Genomic DNA, 11,573 nt, shown 5'->3' with positions numbered 1-11,573 from the left:
CGCCGCGAACTCGGCGGCGCGTTCCGGTTCCCCGGCGTCCGTGTGCGCGGCGCACGCCAGGCTCAGCGCGATGGCGTGGTCCTCGGCGGAGCCTTTCCGAGTCAATTCAACGGCTTCGAGAGAGGCGGCCGCCGCGCGGTGGTAGTCCTTCACGGCGTGGTTGCCCGCCACGACGGTCTGCAGGGCGTCAGTGAGGAGGACGTCGTCGCCGAGGGGACGGGCGATGGCCACGGCCTCGTCGGCCCAGTCGCGGGCGTCCCTGGCGTGGCCGAGCACAGCGACCGCGCGGGAAAGGATGATCAGCGATCGCGCACGCACCGGTTCTGTGTCGGCGTTCTCGGCCGCGCGCTGGGCGAACGCGGCGGCCTCGTCCGGTCGCTGTGCGTCGAGCATCCGGGTGGCGAGGTCGAGGTCGAGCAGAGCGCTGGTCGTGTGCTCGGGAGCGGGCTGGGAGGCCTCCGAGCTGTTGCGGGTGAACAGGTCGAGTGCGATCCGGGCCGCGGCTGGAGCGTGCGGTGAGTCGTGCCGGGGCAGGCTGAGGTAGGCCTCGACGGCGACCTCGTAGCTCGCCGCCGGGAAGGCGAGTTCCAGCAGCTCTACCAGCCGGGTGGAGTTCATGCTGTTCGTCGCGAGGGCCGCGGCGGGCAGGAAGCCGTCGGGGTCGGAGGTCAAAGCCTGTGACAGTGCCATGTCCGCCGCCTGCGCCGCGATGTCGTCTGGAACGTCGCTCAGCCGGCACAGCACTTCCACCGCACGCTGGCGGTCGGAAGGCGCGACCGCGCGCAGCGCGTCCACCAGCACGTCCGCGCCCCTGTCCGGTTCTCCGTAGGCGCTCAGTGCTTCCTGGGCCAGCTCGTACGCGATCGGCTCCAACGGGAAGACGTCGGACAGGATCTCAGCGGTGCGGCGGAGGTCGTACTTCTTGGCGTTGAACGCGGGCAGCGCGTCCAGTAGAACCCCGAGCTGGTCCCCGACGGGGAACAGGGCGGGGAGGGCCAGTGCCAGCGCGAGCGTGATCTTGTCGTCGGCGAAGCCGAGTCCGGCGTCCGACACCGTTGTGCGCCAATGGGCGAGCTCGAGCCTGCTCAGGTGAGCGCAGGCGTCCTCCAGCGTCTGGGCGGCCTCGCCCGTGATCGCCGCGTCCAATGCCAGACAGTGCAGTTCGAGCGGTGTGAATCCCTCCGCGTGCAGCAGTTCCTCCGGCGGTTCGGTGGCGGGGACGCCGAGCGCCCGCTGGAAACCGGTGAAGGAGGCGGTGATGTCCGCCTGGACGATGCCTTCGCGGGGATCCAGCAGAGAACTGGGTGGAGGGTTGGGCGGCATGGGATCATGTAACCAGCTCCTGTCCGTGCCGGAGCGCTGATCGGGGGAAGCCTTGTCACCAGGAGACGACGCCCGAGCGCGCCTCGCCGAACGGCTCTGGTGGTTCACGACGGGCGGCGACCCTGCCCCGCTGCTGGACGACGCCGCGCTCGACGAGTCCCAGGCGGCGGTCCAGGCCGCGGTGAAGACCGGTCCTGATGGCGAACACGAGGTGGTCGACCTGCGAGCCGTAGCGGTCGCGGCGCTGGCGCACTGGTACCGGTACACCGCGCTGCCGAAAGGGCGATGCGAAGGCGACTACCTGCGCAGCCATTCCCTGGCGCGTGTCATCGGGCTCGCTGATCCCAGCCAGATCACCGTTGGTCTCCGTGTCCACGGGGAACGTCAGGTCGTGCTCGACACCGTGGACGCCGCTGTCCAGTGGGCTCGTCACGTGGCAGGGCGGTTCGACAGGTCCGGTGACCAGGAACAACTGGCAGAGATGGTCGACCACCTGCGCGCACGGATCGCGGTGCAGGCCGAGCCTCGGCTGCTCGACGCGTTCGTCACGCTGGTGTACCGGCAGTTCCTGACCCATACGGAGCACGTGTGGCTGCTGGAGGAATCGGTTGCCGCCGCGCGGAGATCGCTCGGGCTGACGGCACGGGACGATCCGCGGCGCGACGACCGCATCTACGCGCTCGGCGCGGTGCTGGACGTTCGGACCAAGGTCTCGCCCCAGACCGAGGCCGTGGAGTTGTTGCGCGCTCTGGCTTCCAGGACCGCTGACGACGATCCTGTGCTGCCCGCATACCTCCTCGCGCTGAGCCGGGCGCTGACCGACGCCGACGAGGTGATCGCGGTGCTGGGCAGGGCGGTGGAGGTGAGCCAGGATCCGGAGCTGGAGCTGCTGGTGGCTTACGCCGAGGCGCTGTCGTCGCGTGCGCCGACGGGGCCGCAGGAGGCAGCGAAAGCACTCGTCGTGAGGCGTGCGATCGTCGACCGGTTGCCTCCGGACCACCGGGATCGGCACAGGCACCTCGTGGCGCTGGCCAACATGATGCTTCTCGCCGGCGAGAACGAGGACGAAGCGATCGGCATCCTGCGTTCGGTCACCGCCGACGACTCGTGGCGGGCGCAGGTCCAGACATTGCTGAGCACCGCCCTGGGCAACCGGTTCGACCACCGCGGTGACGACGCTGACCTGGACGAGGCGATCTCGCTCGCCCGTGAGGCGGCAGCCTCGTCGCCGGTGGACAGCGAGGACGGCCTCGCCGCGAACGCCGCGCTGGGACTGGCGTTGCTGCGCCGGTTCGAGCACTTCCGCGGGCGGACCGACGTCATCGACGCCTGCGGCACCTGCGCCAGGTGGCGGCCCACGTGCCGGATGATCACCCGCGGCGGTCGTCGTGGTTGTCGAACCTGGCCTCCGCACTATCGTTCAACGCCGAGCTGTTCGATGCCCCTGACGACCTCGACGAGGCGGTGACCACGCACCGGGCGGCCTTGACCGGTGTCAGCTCCGTGAATCGCGCCGACGTCCTGTCGGGCCTGGCGGTCGCACTGATCCGGCGAGATCGTGCCGGAGATCTCAGCGAGGCCGTGGAGACCCTGCGAGCGGCGGTCGACGAGACCCCTGACGGTCACCCGCGCAAGTCCGTCCGGCTGTGCAACCTGGGCCAGGCGTTGCGCACGAACGCCGGGCGCCGCAACGAACTGGCTCTGCTGAACGAAGCTGTGAGCGTGCAGCGGCAGGCCCTGGGGCAGTGTGCCGCCAACGCACCGGAACGGGCATGGGTGCTGGACAGTCTCGCGTCGGCGTTGCTGGACAGGTTCGAGCACACCCTCCACCGCCGGGACCGGGCTGACGCCGTGTCCGCTCTGCGCGCGGCCGTCGATCATGCGGGGCACCCGCGGTGGTGCGCGGCGGCTCGGCGATGCGTCTGGGCCGGCTCGGGGCGCAGATGGGCGATGCGGAGGCCGCGCTGGCGGGCTTCGGCGGTGTGGTCGACCTGTTGCCCGTTCTGGCCTCGGGGGGCATCACCCGTGCCGACCGTGAGCACCTGCTCGGCGGCTGGCAGTCCTTGGGCAACGACGCCGCGGCCTGGGCGGTGTCCACCGGGCGGCCGGAACGGGCGCTCGAACTGGTCGACGAAGCCGGCAGGTGCTGTCAGGTCTGGGCGACATGAGCCTGGACGTGGGCGATCGGACCGTCGTCGTGGTCAACGTCAGCCGATACCGCTGCGACGCGCTGCTCGTCAGCCCGGCAGGGGCGCGCGCGGTTCCGTTGGAGGGCCTGACTTTCCCGGACGTCACCGCGCGCGCCCACGTGTTCCTCGGCGCTCAGGCCCGGCTGGAAACCCGCCGGTTGCCGTTGGCGGAGAAGGTCCGGTTGCTCGAACAGGTGCGGGAGACGCTCGACTGGCTGTGGGGCTCGGTCGCGAAGCCGGTGCTGGACGCGCTCGACCCGCTGCCGTCACGGATCTGGTGGAGCCCAACGGGTTTGCTGTCGGTGCTGCCGTTGCACGCTGCGGGTTCTTTCGACACCGGCGAGTCGGTGCTGGACCGGGTGATCTCGTCCTATGCGGGCAGCGTCCGGATGTTCGGACGTGCCGGTGACGAACGACTGCCGGATCGTCCGGTACTGGTGGTGGCCGTGCCGGAGGCTGCCGGTCTGCCGACGCTGCACGGCGTCGACGAGGAGATCCGCGCGATCGAGGAGATCGTCACACCGACCGTCCTCAGAGGACAGTCGGCGACGCTCGCCGCCGTGACCGACGCCCTCGCCGGCCACGACATCGCGCACTTCGCCTGCCACGCCACGCAGAACCTCGCCGACCCCGCCGAGTCCGGCATCGTGCTGCACGACGGGAAGCTCGGGCTCGGCAACATCGCAGCCGTGCCGGGTGGCGCGCACCTGGCGTTCCTGTCCGCGTGCCGCACGGGGGTGGGCGCGGTCGACGTGCCCGACGAGGCGCTGCACGTGGCGGCGGGCTTTCAGACGGCCGGGTTCCGGCACGTCGTGGGCACGTTGTGGTCGGTGGAGGACCAGTCGGCGGCTGAGTTCACGTCGGCGGTGTACTCGCGGCTTCGGGACGGTTCGGGGCTTGATCCCGGGCGGACGGCGGTCGCGGTGCACGAGGCGACGTTGCTGGCACGCGAGGAAGACCGGTACGACCCCATGCGGTGGGCGCAGTGGTTCCACCTGGGGCCGTGATCGTCACTCCTCGTCGGACGGGAACTCGTGCCGGTACTCGAACCGCACCGGCCTGCCCTGCCTCCAGAACGCGGACAGCCGCAGGTTGTCCTTCTTCTCCGCGTCGATGTCGTCGGGCAACGGCAGGTGCAGTGCCTGGTACAGGTCGAACCGGTGCAGGTCGAACGCGGCCTCGACCGCCTCGCCGTAAGCCAGCGCCGCCTGCACGCAGCCGCGATACGCGAGCCGTGCCGCGAGCAGCAGGCCGACCGGTAGCAGCAGCCACCATCCCGCCCGGTAGAGCAGCACAGCGCTGACCACCGCAGTCAGGCCCAGCGTGACGGACAGGCGTGCGGCGAGGTCCATGCTGTCGCGCCGGTCGGCGACCACCGCCCGCACCTGCTCGCCCAGCAACGGATACAGCCTCGGCCACACCACCACGGCGTCCAGCCCGTAGGGGCGACCGGCCTGGTCTTCCATGGCGGTCAGCACGTTGCCCAGTGCGGTCGGGCGCACCAAGTGCTCGTGATGCGGGAAGCACTGCCGCAGCCGCGTCGCCGCCTGCCCGGCCCGTTGCACTTCCGCGAGATCCTCGGAGGAAGGCTCCGCGGTGCGAACCAGGCGATGGCGCCGACGTCGCTGCCACCACCGGAACAACCCCGCGCCGGTCCAGCGCGGCCACGACCCCTCCAGCAGCCGCACCAGCGCGAGCTGCAACGGTTGCAGCAGAAGGGAAAGCAGGGTCACCGCGAGCACGAGGACGAACACCTCGCCGATACCGAGCTTGCCCGCCGTGCGCCACGCCGCGCCGAAGTCCAGCCGCCTGCCGGGAGCACCGGCCCACACCAGCACGAGCACGCAGACCGCACCCGCCGCGGTCGGCAGGTAGTTCACCAGGGCGAACCGGCCCGACATCGCGTCGTTCAACGGACGGGCGAGCTGCTCGAACTTCATCCCTGCAACTCCATCACCCCGTGCTCGGAACAGGTCGGCAGATCCCTGTCGTCGTAGGTGAGCCGCACCGCCCGCCGGTCGCATTGCCCGCAGGTGAACCGCAGGAGCTCGAACTGGGTGGAGACACCGGGCTGGCCTGCGCGGTCGCCCTCGCCCAGCCGGTGCAGCGGCTCGCCCGGACAGCCGCGCGAACCACGCGCGGGTGCACGCCCCGATCGGTCGCGTCCCGACCGCGAGAGTCACCTGGTCCAGGCCCGGTTCCGCGCGGTACAGGGCCTCCAGCGCCTCGGCGACTGCCGCTACCGACACGTCCGTGCCGCTGACGTCGAGAACCGTGCGCTCGTCGAACCGCGCCCGCGGGTCCAGAAAGACCCCGTAACGCGCGTGTCCCGCATCCATGCCGCCGATCTTGGCAGATCACCGCCCGCTCTACGTAGGCGATCGATCTACGCAACTCCTGCCGACGCGAAGGGCCATCGCCCGGCGTGAAGGTAGGAGCGTGACAACACGAACCGCGCCAACGCGAACGGCCAGGGCGGTGGTCCTGGCCTCAGCCACACTGACGATCATGGCCGCGGCCATCATCGCGCCGAGCCTGCCCGCGATGGGCGAGCTGTACGGCGAGGGCGTGCTGGTCCGCCTGGCACTCACCATCACCTCGCTCGCCATCGCGGTCAGCGCACCGCTCGCGGGCCTGGTGGCCGACCGGGTGGGGCGCAAGCCGTTGCTCGTCGCGAGCCTGGCGACATACGCGGTGAGCGGCACGGCGGGGTTCTTCGTGACCAGTCTCCCCGTGCTGCTCGGCACGAGAACGCTGCTGGGCCTAGCCGTCGGCGGTGTCATGACCGCCGTCAGCGCGTTGATCACGGACTGGTTCGACGGTCAGGAACGCGGCAGGTTCCTCGGGTTCCAGCAAGCCTTCGCGAGCCTCGGCGGTGTGGTGTTCCTGCCGCTCGCCGGCGTGCTCGCGGGCATCGACTGGCGCCTGCCGTTCTGGCTCTACAGCGCCGCCGCCGTCATTGCGCTCGCCTCGGTCATCGGCCTGACGAACGAGCCGCGCACAGTCCAGAAGACCGCCCACACGGGATTCCCCAAGCCGGCCATCTGGATCTACCTGCTCGCCCTCGTGGCAACGCTCGTGTTCTACATGGCGCCGACGCAGCTGCCGTTCCTGCTGCGCGACATGGGCGCGGGTCCCGCCGTGATCGGGTTCGTCGTCGCCGGCAGCACGCTGACCAGCGTGGCGGGAGCGCTCCTGTTCCCGAAACTGCCGAAGGGTCGGATCACCGCCGCGAGCATCGCGTTGCTCGGCATCGGCTGGCTGGTGGTCGGCTACGCGAACGGCGTCGCGCTGGTCACCGCAGGGTTGCTCGTCGGCGGCGTCGGGGTCGGGCTGGTCGTGCCGAACCTCAACCTGCGGTTGGCCGATCTCGCCCCGCCGGCGCAACGGGGACGCGTGCTCAGCGGTCTCGTCGCCGGGATCTTCCTGGGGCAGTTCCTGTCACCGCTCGTCATCGCGCCCCTGGTCGAGACGGCGGGCATCGCCGCCGCCTTCACCTGGACCGGGGTCGTCACCACCACCATCGCAGGGGCGGTCCTCGCCCTGGGACACAAGGAGAAGAACTGATGATCTACCACGGCAACCGCTTCATCCTGCGCGGGGACGCCTCGCCGGAACAGATCGAGGAGGCGCTGGAGAGCCTGCGCAACCAGGGCCGCGTGATCCCGTCGGTCAAGTCGTTCGTCGTCGGCCGCGACTTCGGCGGCGAGTACGAATGGGGCGCGACGTTCGTGATCGAGGACCTCGAAGGCTATTGGGAGTACCTGATCCACCCGGCGCACCGCAACACCGACCGCGTCGGCCTGCCGCTCGTGGACAAGTTCGCGTCGTTCGACATCACCGACGACGAGGACCCCGAGATGGGCGCGAAGATCGCCGCCCTGCACCAGAAGCGCTACGACAGCGACCCCGAGCTGACCCAGCTCGTGTCCGGCCTCGGCGAGTACACGGGCAGCGCTGCCCCCGGCCAGCACGGAGAGAACCGATGAGCGACATCGCCCAGGCTTGGGCCGACCTCTGGAACGGCGAGCTCTCGCTCGTCGAGAGCACTGTCAGCGAGGACTTCGTCTCGCACGCCGCCCCGCTGCTCGGCGGTCCGCCGCAGGACCACACCGGCCGCGAGAACCTCGCCGAGTGGGTGCGGGGCGCGCACGAGAACCTGCCGGGCCTGAAGTTCACCGTCCAGGTAGGACCCATCGTCCAGGAGCCGTTCCACGTGCTGCGCTGGCACGCCGTGGCGGGGGAGATCTCCTTCTACGGAACGGACATCCTGCGGGTCGTGGACGGCAGGATCGTGGAGTACTGGGCCAACGCCGACAGCCTCTGGGCCGCCCAGCAGCTCGGCATGGTCCCGTCACCCTAGCTTCATGGCGTCTGCAAGTACCGCCAAGTCAAGGTCATCGGGCGTGCAACTACCACCAACTCGTGATGGCACGCGCCTGCGGAGGCGTTCCAGTTGGGCGTAGTCGGAGGCGATTCGATCATGGGTTGGCGGTACTTGCAGACGCCTCAACAACCACACAACGACTCACTGGCTGAACCGGTCCTTCAGCTGCCGGCGCGAGTTGATGCCCATCTTGCGGTAGATGTTCCGCAGGTGGGCATCGACCGTACGGGGGCTGAGGAACAACCGGGCGGCGACCTCCTTGGACGTCGCGCCGGTGGCCACGAGCCTGGCGATGTGCTGCTCCTGCGCGGTGAGGTCGTCCGCGACCTGTGCGGACCGGCTGCGGGCGACCTCACCGGTGGCCTGAAGCTCCTGAGCCGCTCTCGCAGCGAAGGCCTGCATTCCCATGCAGGACAGCAACTCGTGCGCCGTCCGCAGCTGTTCCCTGGCGTCGACCCGGCGGCCGGCCCGCCGCAACCACTCGCCGTACAGCAGATGGGCCCGCGCCAGGTAGGGCTTGGCGGTCGTGGCCGCGAGATGTTCCACGGCCTGGCGATGGTCGTCCTCGTCGCCGGAGACCTGCGCCCGTGCGGAGGCCGCGACCCCGAGTCCCCACTCGGTGCCCGCCGCCGACGTCCGCTCGGTGAGATCCTCGAGGACAGTCAGCGCGGACTTCTCCTCACCGCACCGGACCGCTGCCTCGACCAGTTCCGGCAGGGCGACACCGGCGAGGTAGAGATCGCCCGGCTCCACCGCCCGTCGTGCGGCGGCCAGAGCTTCCGGGTAGTCCCCGAGCCCGTTGTGCAGCACGGCGGAAGCCCAGTGCGCGTTGGCCACCAGCAGTCCCGCCCGGCGAGCCGCCGCCTGCGTCGCGTGCTCGATCTGCTTGAGCAGGTCTGCGCGGGACCCGCGCATTGCGGCCAGGTGCAACCGTGGATACGGCAGCGGAGGCACTCCCACCGCGTCCGCGACGGCCTCTTCTTCGGCGATGGCTGACATCGCCGTACCGAAGTCACCCGCGTGCACGGCCACGATCGCCGTCTGCGCCAGACCGAGCCGGAGCACGAACGGCGACCCGGCCTCCCGTCCCGTCTTCGTCAGCCACTCGGTGACGTTCGCGTGCACCTCGGTGTCCCAGAGCTCACCCGCGAGCATCGTGGCCAGCGCCGGATGCCGGGTCCACATCAGACCGTCATCGGCGAACACCTGACGCAGCAAGGGAACGGCGGCCCGATGCCCGTCGGTCGAGAGAACCACCAACGCGTTCAACACGTCCGGTGCCGGCGGCATCGAGCGGGCCTCACGCACCACGACGTCCATGACGCCGCTGGCCCGCCCGACCACCAGCCCCATCTCCAGCGCGTCGAGCACGCACTCACGTGCCGCGACACCGCTCATGCGCCGTGCCGCGTTCAGGACGAACTCGGGCCCGTCGTTCTCGGTGTTGCGGATGAACGCCACACGCCCACGCAGCAGGTCGGCTCTCGCCAGCTGCGAGGAGTCCAGCAACTCGACCTCGACCGTGCTGAGCAGCTCAGTGGCGACGTCGACGGCACCGGCGTCGAACTTGGCCTGCCCGGCCGCGAGCGTTCGCTCGGCCCTGAGCCGCGGATCGAGCGACAACGTTGCCGCTCGCTCGAGAAACGCCGCCGCGGCCGCCACTCCACCACGAGACCGGGCCCGCGAAGCCGACCGTTCCAGCTCGGCGGCCACCCCGTCATCAGGTCCCGTGCTGGCCTGCGCGAGGTGCCACACCCGTCGGTCCGGATCGGCCTGGGCATCGGTCACCGCGGCGAGAGCGAGGTGCACGGCCCGCCGCTCGGCAGCGTCGGCAGCGAGGTAGACGGCCGACCGCGCGAGCGGATGACAGAACCGCACCCGAGTGGACAGGCTGACCAGCCCGGACGCCTCGGCCACCGCACCGGCCGTCGTCACGTCGACTCCAAGTTCTTGCGCGGCGGCCCACATCAGTCGCGGCTCGCCCGTGGGATCGGCGCCGGCCACGATCAACAGCAACCGCGCGTCCGCCGGCAGATCGGCGACCCTGCTCTGGAAGCTGGCCTCGATCGTGCCGGGCACCGACGACACCTCCGGCAACGCGAAGCCGCCCGCCTTGGGCAACTCCAGCAGCGCCAACGGGTTCCCGCGCGCTTCGGCGAGCAGCCGCTCGCGCACCTTGTCGTCGACCGCATCGGCCGCGAGCAGTGCGCGTGCCTCGGCGTCGGACAGCCCCTCGACGACCAAGCCGGGCAACGCCTCCAGCATGCGCCCCGCCTCAGGCCTGGCCGCGAACACCATCACGACCGGGTCTGCCGGCAACCGCCGTCCGAGAAAGGCGAAGACCTTCGCCGACGCCTCGTCGATCCAGTGCGCGTCATCGACCAGACAGAGCAACGGCTTCTCGGTGGCCGCAGCAGCGAGCAGGTCCAAAGTGGCCAGTCCGATCCGCAGCACGTCCGGCGAGCCGGTGGCCAGGCCGAACGCCACCTCCAGCGCCGCCCGTCGTCCTTCGGCCAGCTCTGGGAGATGGCTCAGCAGCGGCACGCACAACTGGTGCAGTGCCGCGAACGGGAACTCGCTCTCGAACTCCGACCCCGACGCCTCCAGGACGCCGAACCGTGACGCCGCCTCCCGCACGTGCCCGAGCAGCGCGCTCTTCCCGATCCCGGCCTCACCGCGCAGGACCAGCGCACCGCCGCGTCCCTCCCTGGCGGCACTGATCAGCCCGTCGAGACACCGGATCTCGTCGTCACGGCCGAGGAGACGTGGTGATGGCGGCATGAACCGAACGTTACGTCACCCGATCGGCCCACAACCACAGGCGGATGCGTAGTCGCCTGAAGGAGGATGCGGCCGGGTGGAGCAGCTCCTAGCCTGGCAGCACATGATCACGAGGGGGAACTTGTGAGAATTCGTGTTGCGGTCGGCACCGGCGTGCTGGCGCTGTCCGGTGTGATCTTCGCGGGCGTGCCCGCCACAGCGGCGCCCGGAGCGGTGCTTCTCGCCGACACCAACAGAAACGGCACCGTCGACTGGGCCGACCAGGCGGGCAAGGCCAGATGGGCGCCTCAGCGCGGCGCGGTCTTCCTGCCGAACCTGGACGACGACGCCAAGCGTTGCAAGGTCACGGAGGAGGACCTCAAGGACCGTGCCGTCACGGTCGACGAGCGGCTCGCGGCGTGCAACGACGCTCAGGACGACGCCGTCAACGGGCCGCAGGACGTGGCGGACTTCGCGCAGTTGCGCACGATGCCGCGCAACGTGAGCCAGGACGGCACGGTCTCGCTCGGCGCGGGTGAGGGCAGGTACGCCCGGTTGTGGGTCGAGCGCGACGGCACGTGGACGTCGCTGGGTGAGAGCGGCACGCTCACCGCAGCCGAGCTGCGCAAGGGTGCCAGGCTGGCGCTCGAGGGCAAGGACGTCATCAGGGACAAGGCCGTCTGGAACGGCGTGGTCACCGTGACGCTGAAGGCGGGTGGCACGGACGCGGTGCAGCTGCGCGTGGCGCCGTTGATCCTGCAGAACGACCTCAAGGCACCGCGTCAGGTCGTGACGTCCAAGCCCACGAGGCCCGAGTGGAGCGCCGGGTACGACGAGTTCGTCGCCGGTCTGCGCAAGGCGATGGCGGCGGCGAACCTGCCGGAGTCCGCGTTGACCGCGATCTCCAACGACGA

Annotated in this window: 11 protein-coding genes; 7 read left to right on the top strand and 4 right to left on the bottom strand. The window is 70.4% G+C overall.

Going from position 1 to position 11,573, the window contains the following annotated elements; genetic code table 11:
* The coding region (locus FXN61_RS40990) for a hypothetical protein (protein WP_167979255.1) at positions 1-1,323 on the bottom strand (1,323 nt) is incomplete at its 3' end.
* Between the two features lie 52 nt (positions 1,324-1,375).
* On the opposite strand from FXN61_RS40990, the gene FXN61_RS40985 reads away from it, so the two are divergent.
* Positions 1,376-2,791 carry a hypothetical protein gene (locus FXN61_RS40985; protein ID WP_167979254.1) on the top strand — a complete coding sequence of 472 codons (1,416 nt, stop codon included), beginning with the start codon at positions 1,376-1,378 and terminating at the stop codon, positions 2,789-2,791.
* Here FXN61_RS40985 and FXN61_RS40980 read toward each other — a convergent pair.
* Positions 2,737-3,204 (bottom strand): hypothetical protein, encoded by a 468-nt coding sequence (locus FXN61_RS40980; protein ID WP_167979253.1) that lies wholly within the window; start codon positions 3,202-3,204, stop codon positions 2,737-2,739. The genes FXN61_RS40985 and FXN61_RS40980 overlap by 55 nt on opposite strands.
* Positions 3,205-3,218: 14 nt before the next feature.
* Here FXN61_RS40980 and FXN61_RS40975 point away from each other — a divergent pair, with 14 nt between their 5' ends.
* Together FXN61_RS40975 and FXN61_RS40970 are read left to right on the top strand one after the other, a co-directional pair.
* The gene (locus FXN61_RS40975; protein WP_167979252.1) at positions 3,219-3,491 is read left to right on the top strand and encodes a hypothetical protein; all 273 of its coding nucleotides are present in this window, start codon (positions 3,219-3,221) and stop codon (positions 3,489-3,491) included.
* Positions 3,488-4,519 carry a CHAT domain-containing protein gene (locus tag FXN61_RS40970; RefSeq protein ID WP_167979251.1) on the top strand — a complete coding sequence of 344 codons (1,032 nt, stop codon included), beginning with the start codon at positions 3,488-3,490 and terminating at the stop codon, positions 4,517-4,519. The genes FXN61_RS40975 and FXN61_RS40970 overlap by 4 nt, the downstream gene beginning before the upstream one ends.
* A 3-nt stretch (positions 4,520-4,522) precedes the next feature.
* On the opposite strand, the gene FXN61_RS40965 is transcribed toward FXN61_RS40970, so the two are convergent.
* A complete protein-coding gene (locus FXN61_RS40965) occupies positions 4,523-5,452 on the bottom strand; it encodes a hypothetical protein (RefSeq protein ID WP_167979250.1) in 930 nt (309 codons plus the stop codon).
* A 568-nt stretch (positions 5,453-6,020) separates the two neighbouring features.
* Here FXN61_RS40965 and FXN61_RS40960 point away from each other — a divergent pair.
* From FXN61_RS40960 to FXN61_RS40950, 3 genes are read left to right on the top strand one after another with little or no spacing between them, the layout of a single operon-like run.
* Entirely contained in the window at positions 6,021-7,079 is a 1,059-nt protein-coding gene (locus FXN61_RS40960; protein WP_246292785.1) for an MFS transporter, read from the top strand.
* The gene (locus FXN61_RS40955) at positions 7,079-7,501 is read left to right on the top strand and encodes a Dabb family protein (protein WP_167979248.1); all 423 of its coding nucleotides are present in this window, start codon (positions 7,079-7,081) and stop codon (positions 7,499-7,501) included. The genes FXN61_RS40960 and FXN61_RS40955 overlap by 1 nt, the downstream gene beginning before the upstream one ends.
* Positions 7,498-7,875 carry an ester cyclase gene (locus tag FXN61_RS40950; protein WP_167979247.1) on the top strand — a complete coding sequence of 126 codons (378 nt, stop codon included), beginning with the start codon at positions 7,498-7,500 and terminating at the stop codon, positions 7,873-7,875. The genes FXN61_RS40955 and FXN61_RS40950 overlap by 4 nt, the downstream gene beginning before the upstream one ends.
* A gap of 165 nt (positions 7,876-8,040) precedes the next feature.
* Here FXN61_RS40950 and FXN61_RS40945 read toward each other — a convergent pair whose 3' ends face one another.
* Positions 8,041-10,680 (bottom strand): ATP-binding protein, encoded by a 2,640-nt coding sequence (locus FXN61_RS40945; protein WP_167979246.1) that lies wholly within the window; start codon positions 10,678-10,680, stop codon positions 8,041-8,043.
* Positions 10,681-10,803: 123 nt separating this feature from the next.
* On the opposite strand from FXN61_RS40945, the gene FXN61_RS40940 reads away from it, so the two are divergent.
* A partial coding sequence (locus FXN61_RS40940; protein WP_223165822.1) for a hypothetical protein occupies positions 10,804-11,573 on the top strand: 770 nt, incomplete at its 3' end.

The organism is Lentzea indica, from assembly GCF_012184385.1.
Classification (GTDB): Bacteria; Actinomycetota; Actinomycetes; order Mycobacteriales; family Pseudonocardiaceae; genus Lentzea; species Lentzea indica.
This window is presented reverse-complemented; position numbering and strand designations above follow the sequence as displayed.